At 37.8% G+C, this 18,498-nt stretch carries 17 protein-coding genes and 2 pseudogenes; 15 read left to right on the top strand and 4 right to left on the bottom strand.

The window, feature by feature from the left end; all coding sequences use genetic code 11:
* Nucleotides 1-449 precede the first annotated feature (449 nt).
* Entirely contained in the window at nucleotides 450-1,526 is a 1,077-nt protein-coding gene (locus B5P37_RS03565) for an NAD/NADP-dependent octopine/nopaline dehydrogenase family protein (protein ID WP_085236928.1), read from the top strand.
* 24 nt (nucleotides 1,527-1,550) lie between these two features.
* The gene (gene nhaC, locus B5P37_RS03560) at nucleotides 1,551-2,936 is read left to right on the top strand and encodes a Na+/H+ antiporter NhaC (protein ID WP_085236927.1); all 1,386 of its coding nucleotides are present in this window, start codon (nucleotides 1,551-1,553) and stop codon (nucleotides 2,934-2,936) included.
* A 369-nt stretch (nucleotides 2,937-3,305) separates the two neighbouring features.
* Here the strand turns inward: nhaC and istB are convergent, their stop codons facing one another.
* Together istB and istA are read right to left on the bottom strand one after the other, a co-directional pair.
* Entirely contained in the window at nucleotides 3,306-4,064 is a 759-nt protein-coding gene (gene istB, locus B5P37_RS03550) for an IS21-like element helper ATPase IstB (RefSeq protein ID WP_085238408.1), read from the bottom strand.
* Nucleotides 4,064-5,347: an IS21 family transposase gene (istA, locus tag B5P37_RS03545; RefSeq protein ID WP_085236926.1), complete on the bottom strand. Its 1,284-nt coding sequence runs from the start codon at nucleotides 5,345-5,347 to the stop codon at nucleotides 4,064-4,066. The genes istB and istA overlap by 1 nt, the downstream gene beginning before the upstream one ends.
* Before the next feature lie 91 nt (nucleotides 5,348-5,438).
* Here istA and B5P37_RS12415 point away from each other — a divergent pair.
* From B5P37_RS12415 to B5P37_RS03530, 4 genes and pseudogenes are all read left to right on the top strand, one after another.
* Nucleotides 5,439-5,699, top strand: a pseudogene (locus B5P37_RS12415) (transposase); the annotation flags it as partial.
* Nucleotides 5,700-6,047: 348 nt separating this feature from the next.
* Nucleotides 6,048-6,542 carry a transposase gene (locus B5P37_RS12410; RefSeq protein ID WP_483409475.1) on the top strand — a complete coding sequence of 165 codons (495 nt, stop codon included), beginning with the start codon at nucleotides 6,048-6,050 and terminating at the stop codon, nucleotides 6,540-6,542.
* A gap of 45 nt (nucleotides 6,543-6,587) precedes the next feature.
* Nucleotides 6,588-6,839, top strand: coding sequence for a transposase (locus tag B5P37_RS12405; RefSeq protein WP_085236924.1), 252 nt, complete (start codon nucleotides 6,588-6,590; stop codon nucleotides 6,837-6,839).
* Nucleotides 6,840-7,278: 439 nt separating this feature from the next.
* Nucleotides 7,279-7,656: a hypothetical protein gene (locus tag B5P37_RS03530; RefSeq protein ID WP_244898634.1), complete on the top strand. Its 378-nt coding sequence runs from the start codon at nucleotides 7,279-7,281 to the stop codon at nucleotides 7,654-7,656.
* A gap of 157 nt (nucleotides 7,657-7,813) precedes the next feature.
* Here the strand turns inward: B5P37_RS03530 and B5P37_RS12325 are convergent.
* Nucleotides 7,814-8,128: pseudogene (locus tag B5P37_RS12325) on the bottom strand (CHAP domain-containing protein); the annotation flags it as partial.
* 1,115 nt (nucleotides 8,129-9,243) lie between these two features.
* On the opposite strand from B5P37_RS12325, the gene B5P37_RS03520 reads away from it, so the two are divergent.
* The 8 genes from B5P37_RS03520 (at nucleotide 9,244) to B5P37_RS03485 (ending at nucleotide 16,309) form a co-directional block, all read left to right on the top strand.
* Nucleotides 9,244-10,296 carry an LLM class flavin-dependent oxidoreductase gene (locus tag B5P37_RS03520; protein WP_085236922.1) on the top strand — a complete coding sequence of 351 codons (1,053 nt, stop codon included), beginning with the start codon at nucleotides 9,244-9,246 and terminating at the stop codon, nucleotides 10,294-10,296.
* Between the two features lie 12 nt (nucleotides 10,297-10,308).
* Nucleotides 10,309-10,662 carry a DoxX family protein gene (locus B5P37_RS03515; protein ID WP_085236921.1) on the top strand — a complete coding sequence of 118 codons (354 nt, stop codon included), beginning with the start codon at nucleotides 10,309-10,311 and terminating at the stop codon, nucleotides 10,660-10,662.
* Nucleotides 10,663-11,250: 588 nt separating this feature from the next.
* Nucleotides 11,251-11,598, top strand: a complete 348-nt coding sequence (locus B5P37_RS03510; RefSeq protein WP_085236920.1) for a transcriptional regulator, SarA/Rot family — start codon at nucleotides 11,251-11,253, stop codon at nucleotides 11,596-11,598.
* A 379-nt stretch (nucleotides 11,599-11,977) separates the two neighbouring features.
* Nucleotides 11,978-13,144: an acyl-CoA dehydrogenase family protein gene (locus tag B5P37_RS03505; RefSeq protein ID WP_085236919.1), complete on the top strand. Its 1,167-nt coding sequence runs from the start codon at nucleotides 11,978-11,980 to the stop codon at nucleotides 13,142-13,144.
* Between the two features lie 91 nt (nucleotides 13,145-13,235).
* Complete coding sequence (locus tag B5P37_RS03500) at nucleotides 13,236-13,616, top strand: YbaN family protein (protein ID WP_085236918.1); 381 nt, start codon at nucleotides 13,236-13,238, stop codon at nucleotides 13,614-13,616.
* Between the two features lie 403 nt (nucleotides 13,617-14,019).
* Nucleotides 14,020-14,883, top strand: coding sequence for an ROK family protein (locus tag B5P37_RS03495; protein ID WP_085236917.1), 864 nt, complete (start codon nucleotides 14,020-14,022; stop codon nucleotides 14,881-14,883).
* A gap of 74 nt (nucleotides 14,884-14,957) precedes the next feature.
* Nucleotides 14,958-15,518, top strand: coding sequence for a biotin transporter BioY (locus B5P37_RS03490; protein WP_085236916.1), 561 nt, complete (start codon nucleotides 14,958-14,960; stop codon nucleotides 15,516-15,518).
* A 23-nt stretch (nucleotides 15,519-15,541) separates the two neighbouring features.
* Nucleotides 15,542-16,309: a GNAT family N-acetyltransferase gene (locus tag B5P37_RS03485; RefSeq protein WP_085236915.1), complete on the top strand. Its 768-nt coding sequence runs from the start codon at nucleotides 15,542-15,544 to the stop codon at nucleotides 16,307-16,309.
* A gap of 186 nt (nucleotides 16,310-16,495) precedes the next feature.
* Here B5P37_RS03485 and fdhD read toward each other — a convergent pair whose 3' ends face one another.
* Nucleotides 16,496-17,293 carry a formate dehydrogenase accessory sulfurtransferase FdhD gene (gene fdhD, locus B5P37_RS03480; protein ID WP_085236914.1) on the bottom strand — a complete coding sequence of 266 codons (798 nt, stop codon included), beginning with the start codon at nucleotides 17,291-17,293 and terminating at the stop codon, nucleotides 16,496-16,498.
* Between the two features lie 167 nt (nucleotides 17,294-17,460).
* Between fdhD and B5P37_RS03475 the strand changes: the two genes are divergently transcribed.
* Nucleotides 17,461-18,492, top strand: a complete 1,032-nt coding sequence (locus B5P37_RS03475; protein WP_085236913.1) for a LacI family DNA-binding transcriptional regulator — start codon at nucleotides 17,461-17,463, stop codon at nucleotides 18,490-18,492.
* Nucleotides 18,493-18,498: the final 6 nt, after the last annotated feature.

Here is an 18,498-nt window from a genome sequence, read left to right as displayed (position 1 = left end):
TTCAGTCTCTAAAGCATGAATCTAAAATTTTATATTACATTTAATGTAATATTTTAAATTTTGATTTTTTAGTGAAATCATCCGTTAAAAACACAGTGTCATTCATAGAAAAGCGTTGTGAAGTCCAGCTAATAACAAAGAAAGACAACATTCATATAAAGTATGAACACGCTTTTAAAATGAAATAAAAGTGGGCGATTTTCCACATCTCTTTAAAAATAGTGGGTATAAAGTAATGATGTTGACTAAAGGCACATCAAACATTAAAAAAGAGTTTTCTTTTTATAACCGTTCTGTTACGATTCATGGGAGTGGTACTGAAATCAGTTTGATTTTGTCGTTCCACATTTGTAAAAATGAGCAATTGTCAACTGCACACAAGTCTATGATGATAGAGGTCAATCATAGGTGTGCACGCAAAAGAAACGGACAGAAAGAAGGGTAAACATATGAAAATAGCAATTGTAGGGTCAGGGAATGGTGCTGTAACTGCTGCAGTAGATATGGTCAATCAAGGGCATCAAGTGAGACTTTATTGTCGTAACCAATCGATCAGTAAATTTAATCATGCGATGGAACAGGGCGGCTTTCATTTTAATAATGAAGGTTCAGAAAGCTTTGTGAAATTTACTGATATTAGTGATGATATGGGTTATGTATTAGAAGACGCAGAAATAGTCATGGTATGTATTCCTTCTTCATTTATTGAATATTATGCTGAATTGATGTCTTCATATGTGAAAGATAATCAAATTATTTTCTTCAATATGGCTGCAGCAATGGGATCAGCACGATTCATTAAAGTTTTAGAAGAAGCCCACTTATCAACACGACCGATTTTCGCAGAAGCGAACACATTAACTTATGGGACACGTGTCGACTTTGAAACGTCAACTGTTGATTTATCATTGAACGTACGCAAAGTTTATTTCTCTACCTTCAATGAAAAAGATCTCAGCAAGACGTTTAAAAAGGTAGAACAAATTTATCCGTACCTTGTTAAAGAAGAGAGTTTATGGCGTACGAACTTGGAAAATGGGAACCCAGAAGTACACCCAGGACCAACATTGTTAAATGTAGGACGCATTGATTATAGCGGTGATTTTGCATTGTATAAGGAAGGGATTACAAATCATACCGTTCGTTTACTCCATGCTGTTGAAGTTGAGCGTTTAACGCTAGGGCGTAAACTCGGTTTTGAATTAGAAACGGCAAAAGAAGCGCGTATAGAACGCGGCTATTTAGAACGAGAAATGGAAGATGAGCCACTGAATAAACTCTTTAATCATAGTCCGGTGTTTTCTCGTATTCCAGGGCCGAATAAAGTGAACAATCGTTACTTGACTGAGGATATCGCGTATGGCTTAGTATTGTGGTCGAGTTTAGGAAGAGAAATCGGTGTTCCGACGCCGAATATCGATGCTATTATTGTTATCGCTTCCACAATCTTGGAACGTGATTTCTTTAATGAGGGGTTAACGATTGAATACTTAGGACGTGAGAACGTAGGATTAACTTCTTATTAAAACATAAAAGGGGATGTGGTCTATATGAAAAGAAAACCTACGTTACTCGAATCACTATCAACGATTATTGTAATGATGTTTGTTGTGTGTGTGGGCTTTATATTTTTTGAAATTCCCGTACAACCTTTATTAATTATTTCAGCCGCCTATGCATCATGGATTGCATGGCGTGTCGGCTTACGCTGGAAAGATTTAGAAGAAGGCATCACTGAACGTTTATCAACAGCGATGCCAGCGATTTTTATCATCTTAACTGTGGGGATTGTTGTTGGAACTTGGATGTATTCAGGAACGGTGCCAGCATTGATTTACTATGGTTTGAATTTAATGAGCCCGAGTTATTTTTTGATTTCTGCCTTTATTATTTCAGCGCTCACATCAGTGGCGACAGGGACGGCTTGGGGGTCGGCGTCAACGGCAGGTATTGCATTGATGGCAATTGGTATGCAGATGGATATCCCAGCAGGTATGGCGGCGGGTGCCATTATTTCAGGTGCAGTATTTGGAGATAAAATGTCCCCCTTGTCAGATACGACAAACCTAGCCGCGTTGGTCACACGTGTGAATATTTTTAGCCACATTAAACATATGATTTGGACAACGGTACCGGCATCAATCATCGGTTTGATCGTTTGGTATATCGCATCAAGTCGGCTATCCATGCCAACGAACACAGCACAAATCGATGCTTTATTGAAAGATATTACAACAATGTATCACATCAACTTTTTCGTGTGGCTCCCTTTGATTGTCATTGTCATTTGTCTACTTATCAAAATTTCTACGGTTCCATCCATGTTGATTTCAAGCGTGGTTGCCATATTAGTAGGGACATTGAATCATGGCTTTCAACTCAAAGATGGATTTGTTGCGACATTGAGTGGGTTTAAACCAGATATGTTGAATCAGCAGAACGGATTATCAGAAAAGGCGTTGTCTTTGATTGAACAAGGTGGCATGATGAGTATGACTCAAGTGTTAGTCACGATTTTTTGTGGCTATGCCTTTGCAGGTATTGTAGAAAAAGCGGGGTGTCTAGACGTTATTTTACAAAGTATTTCAAAAAATATTCGGTCTAGAGGGCAACTGGTGTTAGTGACGATTGTTGGGAGCCTCATGATGGTGCTCGCTGCAGGTGTCGCATCCGTTGTCATTATTATGGTCGGTGTGTTATTGATGCCAATGTACGATAAATTGGGATTAGATCGTGTGAATCTATCTCGAACGCTTGAAGATTCAGGGACAATGGTCATTCCACTTATTCCATGGGGCACGTCGGGGATCTATTACACGCAGCAATTGGGCGTGAGTGTAGGTGAATTTTTTGTATGGGCCGTACCGTGTTATCTCTGTGTGATTATTGCGCTTCTATATGGCTTTACAGGGATTAGTATTAAAAAGAAAGTATAAAGGGGGTGGGACATAATCCCCCTAGTTTGTTAAAAAAGCTCTGATTAGATGTCAAAAAACATTTAATCAGAGCTCTTTTTAGATATGACTTAAAAAAATAAAGCACTTCCCGTATAATTATTAATAACCACAAAAATAATAGACAGGGGTGCTTTATATGTACAAAAATTATAACATGTTTCAACTTACACTTCCAATAGAAACTGAGATGTCTTTTCCAGAAAATGATATCGTATTCATTATCAACAAGCTGGTAGAATCTATTCCCCAAGAAGCTTTTAATCCATATTATAGCCAAAGAGGTCCTTCATCATACTATAAACGTCAAGATAAATATGTACAATTTTGCTTAAATAAGCATGTACAGTTTTATTCTTTTTCTGAAGGGAAATGGTTTTTTAGTCTATAAGACTTTCCAACGATAGATACGATTGAGGCATGATGCAATACGCGGTCTAAAATTGCGTTCGCTATTTTCGTATCTTGGAATACCTCATCCCATGCTTTAAAATTAATATTCGTGGTAAGTATCGTGCTTTTCTTTTCATATCGACGATCAATAACTTGAAAAAACAACTTTGCGTCTTCAACATCAATCGGTAAATATCCAATTTCATCAATAATTAAAAGCTTATATTTACTATAATGTTTAAGCCTAGTTTCAAGCCTCCCTTCATTGTGAGCCTTACGTAAATTCTCAATCAACTGCTGGCATTTTATAAAGTAGGTGCTGTTTCTTTTTTTAGCAGCAGCTATGCCTAAGGCCGTTGCGAGGTGGGTTTTACCCACCCCACTAGGACCTAGAAAAACGATGTTTTCTTTGTTTTCTATAAATCTTAAAGACATAAAATCCTTGATTTGCTGTGGATTAATACTCGGTTGAAACTCAAAATCAAAGCTATTCAGCTCCTTTTGAAATGGAAACCCCGCCACCTTAACCATAGATTGAATCATATTTTTTTCTCTTATATCCACTTCATAGTTCGTCAGCTTAATCAAAGCATCTATAATAGAACCATCGTTCCTAATATTAAAATCTACAACTTCATCCAGATGTAATATCATTTGTTTCATTTTCAGATACTCTAAATTATCTAGAAGCTGTCTATAGTTAGAATTCGTTTTCATCATTCATACATCTCTCCAATGGCTTTTAAATTTTCTTTCGCTAAATCGTCAATGTCTGGATAATATGGAGATGATAATTGTAGTGCTTCAATATAATGTTCTTCTTTATAATTCAACTTGGCGTTACTTATAGAGTGGCACGCTATCAGCTTCATGTTATAATATACATGTAGTTCATGATTGAATACCTGTAATTGCACGCGCTTTCTGGCATATTCAGATGGTACTGAATATTGATTGCCTTGGTACGTAATCATATTGGAAGCGTTAACTTTTACATGTTGTCCAATTATTCTATAGGAGTCTCTTACTTTTTCCGTAGGAAGTGGAAGTAAGTGGCTCTTTTCTTTTTCTAATTCAATAATCGGTATTTTTCCCGTACCCTGATGTAGTTGATAATTCACTCTTTGATTCAGTTTTGAGATATATGCATGAAGCTCAGACAAATTAAATTTGCCTTGATAAGCATGGATTTCATCAAGTAGTTTCATAGAAGCTTCCACTTTACCCTTTGTCATAGGTCTCCCTGCTATACACGGTCGTATTTTTGTTCCCATATCATGTGCGAATTGTTCGAATCGACGATTGATTTGTCCTTTACTGAATCTTGTACGGGGCTGATCCATCACTGCTTTCATATTATCTGTGAGTAGTTCTTTAGGCACCCCGCCAATCATTTCAAATGACTGGGTTAAAAAAGACTTCAGAATTTCTTGTGATTTTGTAGTTGAAATATTAAAAATTCGAAATCTAGAGTAAGACAGGATTAACATGGCGATATGAACTTCAATGACATTGCCGTCTTTCAATCTAAATTTGATGTTTTCTTTCCAGTCCACTTGTGCTTGAGTGCCTGGTGCCGTTTCGTAACGTGCCACGCTTTTAAGCGTTTTAATTTTAGCCCCCGTTTTAAAATAATCATTAAATGTTTTGTGCTTCGATATATAACTTCTAAAAAGTGATTGAGAACAATCTAAGCCATGATTATCTTTGAGATACTGCCATAATACTCTTTTATAATAAAAGGTTTGTGGGCTTTCTTCTGATAAAAGTAGTTGGATTACATTGTAATATTTATCAACTTTTGAAGTTCTTTTTCGAGAACTTGACGGTGTGTAACCTTTTAAGTATTTGTCGATTGTCCGTCTATCTTTACCAAGATCCCGAGCTAACTTGCTTTTATTGATTTTCATTTTTGCACTCTCCATCATTTCTTTCAGCTTTGGTAAGTCTGAAAGGCTTGTGATTTTAATTTCTGTATCTATTTTGACTGTATAGTTCATAATTTCACCTCAATCAAATTATGATTAAAACAGTCGTTTTTGTACATACTTATTCAAGCGAGAGTGTACATTTTTAAATTAGCATTTATAATCATACCACCCCAAAATGATGTTAAAAATCATACTGTATGGTTATACTCATTCTGTTTTTTCAGGCCGAAGAATCGAACACCTTTTAAAAGATAGTTGCCGAATGATGTGGCTTGCGCAAGGCCAAACGCCAACTTATAGAACAATCAATCGCTTTAGAGTGAACCCCCATATGATGAAATTTCTACATATTTTATTTGTCGGTTTAAGAGCACAATTATTAGAAGATAAACTCATTACAGAGGATGTCATTTATATTGATGGCACAAAAATAGAAGCAAATGCGAATAAGTACACATTCCAATGGCTAGCTAATACGAAGCGTTTTAGTCAGTCTGTCATTGAAAAATCTACGGCATTATATGAGCAACTCGTTTCTGAAGAGATTATTCCTGAAATCAAGCGTGAATCTGGGCATGAATTAACAAGTGAAGAACTGAATCAAATAGAGACGCATTTAGGTTTTAAAGATGATGCGCTCACGTCTGAAATTGAAACGACTCAAGATGTAAAAACAAGAAAAAGCCTTAGAAAAGAAAGAAGTAAGGTGAGACAAAGTAAGAAAGCCGTCCAAGATTTTAAAGACCGTAAATTAAAATATGACAAACAAATGGAAATTTATGGCGACAGAAAAAGTTATTCTAAGACTGATCATGATGCGACATTTATGAGAATGAAAGATGACCACATGAAAAATGGACAATTAAAACCAGGTTATAACTTACAAATAGCAACAAATAATCAATTTATACTAGCCTACGGCGTGTATAATAAACCAGGAGATACGAGAACACTGGAGCCGTTTTTGAATGAAATGAAAGAATTATATGGTGACATTCCGGAGTATATCGTGGCAGATGCAGGTTACGGAAGTGAATACAACTATACCATGATACTAGATAAATTTGAGAAAACACCTTTGATCACTTATAGTATGTATCTCAAAGAGAAGCAGCGTAAATATAAAAACAATCCATTTATTACTGCTAACTGGGAATACAACGAGATAGAAGATTATTACATATGTCCGAATAAGAAGACATTACATTTTCGAAGTTACAGAAAGAGAAGAGACGGATACGGTATTCAAAGAGATTTTAAATGATATGCATGTGAAGAGTGTGTGGGCTGTCCATTACGAAGTCAATGTATGAAACAAAGTACTCACCCCAACACAAATAAAAGCTTATTTAAAAATCTAACTTGGGACTATTTTAAAGCTTTCACAAATAAGCAGCTTTCAGATCCAAAGAAAAAACACATTTATCAAAAGAGAAAGATAGATGTTGAATCAACTTTTGGAAATCTGAAGGCTAATTTGGGTTTCCAAAGATTATCGGTTCGCACTCAATCAAAAGTTGAATGTGAACTTGGCATCGCACTCATGGCAGTAAATATATGAAAACTGGCCAAAATTAGTGCTAGTTTTCGTTCGCTAATTAAGAAAAAAGCCGTCAAATTCTAAAAAATGAATTTTGACGGCTTTTTCTTAATGGAACTGAAGGTCTGTGTCCCAGCCCCCAGAAGCATTTGAAATGCAATCATGTACAACGATTTTCTATATCACTTTGTTGATTAAAGATTTAGTCTGTCTCGTTGGTATTAAGGTTTATAAACCATACTGAAGTTGAGATAAATGAAGCGTTTTTCGAGTGTTGGATTAAAAATGTTTAAGTGGTATGGAAGCGGGGAATACGAGCACTATGAAGAGGTGATTCCATTTTTTACTTAATAGTGATTTTAGCGATGTTGCTATTATGGTTTGGGATTCATCGATATATCAATCATGATACACAACAATTAAAAAATCTTTCTATCGTTTTATGGGGGTTAGCCTTATATTGTATTTTGTAGCGATTGTACTGTATAAGATTGACGCCCTTACTTTATATGAACGAATTCACGAAGCCATGCTCATCACGGTATTTGGATTGATTATCGCTTGGATTTATTCCCATTTACACCGAAATATGGATACTATTGTGTACACGGTGATGATTGTTCTATGTACGATATGCATCGTAGTGACACATCTCCCAAACCTAGATGTGAGTTTAAGATTAATGACGCTTGTAGTTCGATTTATTTTAACGGTTGTTTTGGTGGGTGTCGGGGTGCATGTTGTAGTGAAACAAATTAAGGCACAACATATGGAAAACTTTCCGCTACTCTATTTGTTTGCTTTTGGGTATTGGGTTGTAGTCGCCTATGGGTTTTAATCTCGCACAGTGATTGTTAAAGTGATTCATGTTGATGACGGTTCATAAGTATGGGTTAATACAATGGAAATGGTATGATTCAAGGGCAGTCAATGTTTTGGCATTACATAATAAATCCCCTCTTTGTCTCTACCAAACAAAGAGGGGATTTATTATGTTAGTGAATGTAGTTATAGCTTGCTGCTTCGCTAGCGGAAATTGTACGTGAAGTCACAACACCAGGACCAAAGCCGTAGTTCATTTCTGAAACCGTTATAGAACCATTACTGTTCACTGATTCAACGTATGCTACGTGACCAAAAGGCCCTTGAGTCGTTTGTAAAATTGCACCAGCTGCTGGACGGTTGTTTACAGTGTAACCTGCAGCAGCCGCAGCGTTAGCCCAGTTGTTTGCATTACCCCAAGTAGAACCGATTGAGCCACCTACACGATCAAATACGTAATAAGTACATTGACCTACAGTATAAAGGTTAACACCTGATCCTCCACGGAATACTGAACGTGAAGATGTTGTTGATGTCGCATATGAAGATTGTGAATATGATGATGTAGATGCTGACGAGTAAGTATACGTTAAATTAGATGTGTATTGTGTCGTTGTTGGTGCACTATAAGTATATGCCGGTGTTGCATATGAACCACTGTAATGATTATAAGTCGCTTCTTGACCTGTGTAATAAGTTGCTGAAGCATTTCCACCATTGAAACGATCTGGAGACCAGTTACCTACCCATGAAAAATGGTAGTTCCCAAAGTTATCAATCGTATAACTGTAACTATATGATGTTGGATCTGCTGGATTATATCCATTATTGTATTCTGCTGCTTGTGCATCATGACCTTGTGACATAACGAAAGCTGCAAAACCAGCAGTAGCGAGTGTAGTAGTAGCGATTAGTTTTTTCATTTAAAAAAATCCTCCTAAATAATTTGTTCAAGATTATAAAGTAAATTCACATTGTAGTGAGTTGATTTTTGCATAAGTATAAGCCGATGTGTCGTGGCTTAATAACGATATATACTCTATCAGAAAATAACACCCTTGTGTAGTGATTCTTTGTTTTGTAATGTTTAACCAATTGGCTAGAAAATTACGTAACATTTTATTTCTCTATAAAGCCCATTGTTATGCGATTTATAGGATATGATGATTACTTGAGAAATGTCAATAAAATGTTTTGTTACACAATTGTAATATGATTACAGAAAGGTTTCTTAATTACTTTTATAACTTTTAGATTCTTTTCACACTAAAAGTAAAAAGGGCGATGTTCTTTTGAAAGGGGTTATAAATATGCACTGTTGTATGAAATGAGGCTTTGTGAGAGACGAGTCAATGCCTTTGTATCTAAGGTTATGAATCAACCGAGAATCCGTTGAATGAGACAAAGAATGAAAAAACTTCCTATATAATAGAACGATTTATGAATTATAAAATATCTTTAAATTAAATGAATAATTATAATGATATTGCGTCATAGTTTGGATATGATCTTAAATTTAGTAGGAGTCTTTATTGTTGACATATTATGGAAGTTGCCGATATAATCTAAGTATAAAAAATATACTAGAAAAGAGGGTACCGCATTGAAAATTGAATTAGGTTTGACGTCATTTGCAGAAAATCACACCATCCACACTGAAGAAGGGGATTTGCCCGCGATCTCGAGCGCTGAACGTATCCGAAATATTGTTGAAGAAATTCAATTAGCTGATGAAGTCGGATTGGATGTGTACGGACTTGGAGAACATCATCGCCCTGATTATGCGGTATCAAGCCCTGCCACTGTACTGGCTGCTGCTGCAACACAAACGAAAAATATAAAATTGGCTTCTGCAGTGACAGTCCTTTCTTCTGATGATCCGGTACGGGTTTATCAAGAATTTGCAACGCTTGATGCATTATCAAATGGACGTGCTGAAATTATGGCGGGGCGTGGGTCATTTATTGAATCCTTTCCATTGTTTGGTTATGATTTGAACAATTATGAGGCCCTTTACGATGAAAAATTAGATTTACTGATGAACATTAATCAAAATGAAATTGTTCATTGGGAAGGGACGGTGCGCCCATCTATTGACGGAATAGGGGTTTATCCACGTGCTGTTCAGAAAGAATTGCCGATTTGGTTAGCGACAGGTGGGACACCAGAATCTTCTTTGAAAGCGGGTGCACTCGGATTACCCATCGCCTATGCAATCATTGGCGGAGACCCAAAACGATTCAGACGTAATATTGCAATGTACAAAGCGATTGCTGAATCCAACGGTTTTGAAGCGACATCTCTGCAAGTTGCAACGCATTCTTGGGGATATGTTGCAGACACGGATGAACAAGCCATACGTGAATTTTATCCAGCCGTAGAAGCGCATCATCAGATTATCGCAAAAGAGAGAGGTTGGCCTCCGTTTGATAATGCGCATTTCCAACGTGAGATTGGACCGAATGGCGCCATGTATGTCGGAAGTCCGGAAACGGTTGCGGAAAAGATTATTGATACTGTAGAAACATTGGAACTTACAAGATTTATGCTACACTTACCAGTAGGTTCTATGCCTCATGAAAAAGTAATGCATGCGATTCAACTTTTTGGTCGAAATGTAAAACCGATTGTTGATTCATATTTTGAGAATAAATAGGAGGAATATAGGATGATTGTTAGATATGCTACAAACTTAAAAATTGCGAAGTCATTATTTAAAGCAGCACAACCAAAACTTAAAGGTGAACCGGGGATGGTTGAGACATTTAAATCCTTTAAATTACCAGAAGGCATGGTTAAAATTATTGGCGTGACAGAAACGTTAGCGGCAGGCCTTTTTGCATTAAGTATTATTGATAAACGTTTTTCAAAAATGGCTTCTGTGTTAACGTTAGGCGTATTAACAGGCGCGATTTATAAACATTTAGAAGCTGGACAAGGCAAGGAAGGGGCACAGCATGCGATTGATGTTGCTTCATTAGCAGCGTTAAGCTTAGTTGATGTGCTCGTAGATAAAAAATAATACACGCTTTTGTATTAAAGATGAGTCTCCCTTTCGATAGGTGAATAGGGATGCATTAGCGTTTCTCCATATAGGCATCAGTCGAGAGCTCGGCTGGTGCCTATATGTATATAGGGAAACATTTGACATCGCGGGAAAGTAAAATCGATCTGGACTGTATTCAGTGGCTACGCATGTTAAGCGCAAAGTCTTATTGGTAACAATAAAATAAAGTTAATTCTATAATAATTTAACCTACATAATATTTAGATTTGTAGGTTATTATTTTTTTGTTTTTTCAAATCGTCATGATTGATTGTTGATAAGACATTTGCACAAAACTTAATTATTGTTTATTTAATAATTAAGCTCTAAATTAATTTATTTCTAATCTATATTTCAGTCATATGAGGAAATTGAGTAGTTTTGTTATTTTACTAAAGAAAAAATAACAAAATTTTTTTCTGAATCAGCACTCAGAAAGTAATTGAAAAAAAGACAGATTCGGTTTAAAATATAAATGTTAAAATATTAAATTTCCAAGTTAATATAGTTGTGAGTAAAATAGACTGTTTCTATCAAGCTTGGATGCACCTAGGGGGTAAGTATATGGAAAAGTTTCAAATTAAAAATATGAAAGAGCTCATGAAAATCAGCTGTACAACAAAATGTATTTATGCAGAAATTAAGAAAAAATACGGTTTAACTTATGAAGAACTTTTTATTTTAACTTTTATTTTGGAGCATAAGTCAGCAACATACAATGTGAAAGATATTATTAAAGCGTCGAAGTTTAAGCCGTACTACATTACGAAAGCAATGCAAAAACTAAAAGATTACGGCTTCCTTACTAAAAAGCGTAATGAACAAGACGAACGTACTGTTATCATTGAAGTTTCCAAAGCACAATATGAAAAAATTGAGCAGCTTTTTAGTGAGATTGAAGTATTACTTTAATCCGCCGTCGTGTGGATTCACGGGGTTTGAGAATTGATGAGCAAAATGAAAGTGTATCGTTGAGATAATCAAATATAGCATTTAAAACATATTGTAAAGAGAAGTATTGAATCTATCGCTGGGCAAATGATGCGGGAAGGGTTACCGGAGATGTATCGGCTTCCTATCATGATGGCTCTTTATGAGATGGGTGAGAAACGACAAATAGCAAAATGAATTTGCTTTTTGTCGTTTTTTTAACGATTGAATAGAACTGGCTGCTGTCCGAAACGAATCGAGTTCGAAATGTGATGAATGTAATCGGATTAGGCATAAGCACATATTTGTACTATAATGTTGAGTGGATAGATAAGAAATGAAACGGAAGAAGGTTATAGAAATGAGATCGGTATTCACTCAGTCTCCGATACAAAAAGAATGGATTGCAAAACTTGAAGCCCATCGTGAGCAGCTTGCACTATATGCGCAAAGTAATGACGAGAAACATCGCTTTCCTTATGAAAATTTGCAATGGCTCGTCGATGAGGGCTATACGCAGTTGACGTTGCCTAAATCTTATGACGGGCGGGGTGCAACGATTGAAGACATGGTCGTTTTGCAGTCCGTACTTGGATCGATTGATGGGGCAACCGCTTTATCTGTCGGATGGCATGTGGCATTGGTTGGAGAGGTTTTCGACAAACAAACTTGGACTCAAGTGCGTTTAGATGATTTTGCAGAAGCTGTGAAAAAAGGTGCGCTTGCCAATAGAGCAGTGAGTGAAGCGGAAACAGGGAGTCCAACTCGAGGTGGAAGACCGGCAACAAATGCGCGATTTGAAGATGGGATGTATATTTTAAATGGTGTCAAGACCTTTACTTCTATGAGTCGTGTACTTACACATATCATTGTCGCGGCCTATATTGTTGAAAAAAATCAAGTCGGTTTCTTTTTGGTTCATAGAGAGACGCCTGGCCTGGAAATTGCTGATAATTGGAATATGGTGGGGATGCGTGCGACGGAGAGCCACGATATCGTATTAAATGAAGTTCGAGTAGGGGCACAATATTTAGTTGAAATGAAAGGAGAAGGCCCAGCTTACCAAAATGGCTGGTTGTTGCACATTCCAGCAACATATTTGGGCATTGCTCAAGCCGCGCGCGACTATGCGCTGGACTTCGCATTAGTTCATAGCCCGAATAGTATTGAAGGTACGATTGCCACGTTACCATTGGTACAACAAAATTTGGGACAAATGGAAACTAAATTGATGACGGCAAGGCATATCCTTTGGAGCACGGCACACGCATATCAAGAAGCAACGCTACGACCTCACATAGGTGCTGAAACTGCGGCAAGCAAAATTGTAGTGATGAATGAAGGATTAGATGTTATTGACTTAGCCATGCGTGTAGTAGGTGCAAAAAGTTTGGAAATGACGCGTCCATTACAACGTTACTTTCGAGATATGCGAGCGGGTCTTCATAACCCGCCGATGCAGGACATGGCGTATACGCAAATTGCAAAACAAGCTTTAGCTGAACGTCAGTCGGGAGACGCAGAATAAAAATACAAGATTATATTTTCGTACTTGAAACACTGTGGTAAGATGAAAGCACGTGTATGCGTGATGAATAAAAAGAATAGAGGCGTATGTGATGAAGCGATATCTGTTGGTGGGCATCGGGGGTATCTTTACATTACTAGGTTTTGCGGGGGCAGTGTTACCTTTATTGCCAACGACACCTTTCTTGCTTGTTGCGGTACTCTGTTTTGCGAAAAGTTCGGATCGCTTTCATGATTGGCTCATTCGAACAAAGGTGTATCAAGCTTATGTTGAGGATTTTCGTAAATATCGTGGCTACACAATGAAAAAGAAGATACAGTTACTCATTAGTCTATATATTGTAGTGGGGTTTTCGATTTGGATGGTCGATATCACTTTGATTCGGATCGGCCTGATGATAATGGTGATGTTACAAACGATTGTCTTATTCACCTGGGTTAAGACATTACCAGCAAGTCATAATACGAAATAAAGATGACGCGTCTTGTTCAGTCGCGATCATTATATTGACAGTAGAAGCTACAAAGCTCGTTTTGAAATGAGTTTTGTAGCTTAATTTTTTGATTCATTCGAATGAACGATATTAAATCACACCATTGACACACAAGGTTCTGTTTGAATGAGTTTAATCCGGTTTGTTCTAGTGATAGGATTATCCCATTGTCAGATGCCACAACGGCATTTATAATTCAATTGTAAGCGTTAACAATATGAGCGGACATCCATTAATTGTTGTGTATGTCATTGAAACGTTTGGATTAGAGCGCATGCGAGAGTATACAAAATTGAGGGATAGCTATTGCATCAACGAATGCGTGCGACTGTTGCAGTTGAACAAGGTTAACGTCATTTTTGGAGAGAGGGGTAGGAATGTTATGAAAAAAGTGGCTTTTGATATTGGTGGAACATACATTAAGTCCGCCATTATCGATCACCAACTACAATTGCATGATTATGATAAAGTACCAACACCCGTCAACGAAGATCAGGCAATTGTAAAGTATATTAAAAAACGATTGGAAACATATATTGAGGAACATCAGTTGAAAGAAGTCGTTGTGGGCATCTCGACAGCGGGAGCGGTGAATCGTGACACATGTACGATCTCCTATGCAAACCCAAACATTCTTCATTATACTGGGACAAATTTTGAATCGGCACTCGGCACACTTGTCGATCGACTAGCTGTATATAATGATGTGGACGCGGCGTTATTAGGTGAATTAAATCAACGCAATGAACATTATGAAAGTGCTTTTTGTTTAACGTTAGGTACAGGCATTGGGGGCAGTTTTTACCATCGTGATGTCGGATTATTACGAGGCGTGCGTCATCGTCCGAATCAAATTGGTTATCTCCTTTATGATCCTGAAACAGGGACGCAATACGAGCAACGGGCATCAACGGGTGCGTTAAAACAATTGTTATTAAGTAAAGCATACCCACATCAACATATAAAGGATTTATTTGAGGAAGCGGAAGCGGACAATGTCATTGCACGTCAGTATATTCAACAATGGGCACGTGAGGTGGCACGGGGGATTGCAGAAATTCAAATTATTTATGATCCTGAAATCATCATTATTGGTGGGGGTGTTTCTGCACAAGGTCCACGTTTGTTACAATACATTGTACCGGCGTTACAAAACTATTTACCTGATGACTATGGATATGCAAAAATCGAAGTCGCACAGTTACAAAACCATGCAGCGTTAGTAGGAGCCGTTGCTGAATTGTAAACTCATATAGAAAATACATTTACAATGATGTATAATCTGAAAAGAAGTGTTTAGGAAGAAGGAGGAAAAAGATTTTGAACACTAAGTTTTTAGTTTATACAGCATTAATGTCAGCAGTGATTGCTATAATGGGCTTTATACCGGCAATTCCGCTTCCTTTTATGCCTGTCCCTATCGTTATCCAAAATGCGGGTATTTTTTTAGCGGGTCTTTTATTAGGACGACGTTATGGTACGTTAAGCGTTATTGTATTTTTATTAGTTGTACTTGTTGGGGCACCTTTATTATCAGGCGGACGCGGTGGCTACGCGGTCTTTGTTGGTCCGAGTGCAGGCTTTTTATTAATGTATCCTATTGTAGCATTTTTAATTGGTTGGATGAGAGATAAATATTTTGAGACGTTAGATTTTAAACGAACATTTGCCATTCTTCTTGTTTTTGGAGTTGTGCTATTAGATCTCGTAGGTGCAATTGTGATGGGCTTTGTGACGCATATACCTGTGTCAAAAGCGTTATATTTTTCGCTTACTTTTTTACCAGGTGATATCATAAAAGCAGTACTGGCTTCATTGATTGCTATGGCGTTGTTTAGAAATCCTATTATTTCAAGAGTCATGCGTCAACTGTCACAGTAATCTCTAAGAACGGAGGGGATTCGATGAAATTTCAAATGAGCGACATTTATGTAGAGGGCAAATTAGAGTCAAGGGATGAACGGGTGACGATATATCTGACCCCGAATGCACCGCTCACCTATGATAGTAACAAATGGATATATCATCAGATGCCCGACCGTCTTACATTTAAAGCAGATATGTTGCGTCAACAATCCATCCACCGTTCACACAGGATGTATCATTTGAAATTTGAATTTCCCGAAAACATTAAACCGGATGCAACGATGTTACAATTTTTGCGTTCGCAAGGGTTTCAAATTGGTAGTGTAGAGCTGTATGCGATTGAAGCGGCCGACTTGCGCAAATTAAAGGGGCCTCGTGTGCAGATAAAACGAGTCACTTTAGAGAATATAGCGGATTATATGGCCGTGAATACACCACTCAGCCTTCAATACGGTGAAGATTATTTGAAAGAGAGTCATCGTCTACTCCATGAACGTTGTCAAAAGCCGACGTATCCATTACAGTCTTACGTCGCTTATGAACACGCTACCCCAGTCGGTATTATGAACTTAATAGAGACGGATCGCACAGTCGAGTTGGATGGCTTTGCTGTCGCCGAGCACGCGCGCGGACGAGGCATCGGTTCGAGTATGCAAGTTTTTACTGGGGAAGTGGCGGATACCCGGCCGGTCATATTATTGGCTGATGCTGAAGATACGGCAAGAGACATGTATATGAAACAAGGGTATACTTTTATGAGCTTTCAATATAGTGTATTAAAAGAAAAAAGTAGCGTATTGACTTAAGCGGTATCCGATTGTCTTCGTGCTTTATTCAATGTGAGGGATTGAGGACGAAGAAAAAGGAAAGGCGTTTTCAGTCGGGAATGAACGATTTGCGACTCACAACGCTGATCAAGAATAAAAAAATAAAAACAGACGCAATTTTGAATGTAAAGTTCAATTGCGTCTGTTTTTATTTTGTGGGGCAGATTATGCAGATGTCGTCTTTACGCGATGTGCGTGACTGTATATATTAAAATAATCGTTACGCACGAACCCGATGGCAGTGATGTTGAGATCATTTGCCAGTTGTACAGCTAAAGTGGTAGGTGCAGATTTTGAAATGATGATACCGACACCAATTTTAGCTGCTTTAATTAATATTTCAGATGAGATTCGGCCACTAAAAATAAGTGCTTTATCTCGTACACCAATACGATGTTGAATACAGTAACCAAAAAGTTTATCCAAAGCATTATGTCGACCTATATCTTGACGGTGAATATAAAAATCATGACCGTCACTAATGGCCGCATTATGAAGCCCACCCGTTGCTTGGAAAGTATGACTTTGCGCTTGGAGGCGCGACATCATACGCAAGATCTGTGGGGGTGAGAGTTGGAGATGGGACATTGACGTCTTAGCAATTGTCACATCATTTTGAAAATAAAATGCCCGACTTTTACCACAGCAAGATGCCACTAAGCGTTTTGTTGACAATTGTATACGGTCGTGTAACGGTGCAGTCGTTTCTACATGTGCAAAACCACGATATGTGTCGATTTCAATGGATTGAAGTTCGTCTCGTTTTAGAATCACACCTTCAGAAGCGAGAAAACCTAGGACAAGTTCTTCAAGTTGATTCGGACTGCAAATCACTGTTGCAAATTCTTCACGATTTACCATAATCGTGAGTGGTGTTTCAATAACAAAATCATCTGTTGTGTTAAAGAGGGTTCCGTTTTCGTAACGAACGATTGGTTGATTCGTTTGAATATCATCGTTCAATGAGGCCACCTCCCTTTCGATTCGCGTGATTTCAATCATAGTGCGATCACATCAATTTTAAAGCTTATCAAAACATTTTAAAAGGAATTAAGGTTTATGGATTGTTGAAAAGTGAGGATAAAAGAAGTAAACTATAGTAAACAAACAAAAAGAAAGTGGGCATAGTTATGGTGAGTATTAGAGACATCGCAAAAGAAGCAGGTGTGAGTCCTGGGACGGTCTCACGTGTATTAAATGAAGATCCATCGTTATCTGTTGCGACGGAGACAAGGGAGAGAATTATAAAAATTGCACATGACCGTCAATACACGAAACAAAAACGATTGTCGCGCCAAATTCAAATCGTGACGCATGCTTCTAAAGAAAAAGAAATGATTGACCCGTACTATCGAGAGTTGAGACTTGCGATTGAAAAAGAAGTAAAACATCTGAATTTAACGCTTAAAAAAACAATTCGGACGCACGAGTTAAATGCAGTAGAAGGCTTGAAACAGGTTGAAAAAGCGGGATCTGTCATCGTGATTGGTCCTTTTAAACAAAGTGTCATTGCACAACTTTATGCATACAATCCTCATTTGATTTTAATTAATCAACTTGAAGCACCATCTTACATAGACGCGATCTCAGCAGACTTATACCAAAGCATGAAAATGGTGCTTGAAGAAATTGAGCAACGTGATGTGTCTGTGGTGGCGTATGTTGGTGGTGAAACGAAAGTACGAGATATTCATCAAGCGCATGATCGCGTTCCAGATGCGAGACAGCTGGCTTATGCTGATTGGAGTCGAGAAACGAATAAAACGGCTTTATATTTCTCTACAAACTGGGAACGTCAAAGTGGATTTCAACTTGGTCAACAACTTGCGCAAACGCAGCCTTTACCTGATGTCGTCATTACAGGGAATGACGTATTGGGTGTAGGGGTTTTACAAGGGTTACAACAAGCCGATGTGCGGGTTCCAGAAGCTGTGCAAATTGTGAGTTTCAACGATTCAGAGATTACGCAGTATACGGCGCCAATGATTTCAAGTGTGCGCATTCCAATTGAAGAGTTTGGCCGCCAAGCTGTTCGATTGGCTCAAGATCGAATGAAAGGGCAGCGACAAGTGGCCATTCATATGCAATTGGATACTTCCATAAAGTACCGAGAGAGCTTTTTGAAAGCGGTATCAGTTGACAGCGTGATAGATAAACAGTAAACTATA

It is taken from the genome of Staphylococcus lutrae (assembly GCF_002101335.1).
GTDB lineage: Bacteria > Bacillota > Bacilli > Staphylococcales > Staphylococcaceae > Staphylococcus > Staphylococcus lutrae.
Note: the sequence above shows the minus strand (reverse complement) of the source record. Positions and strands in the feature narration are given on the sequence as shown.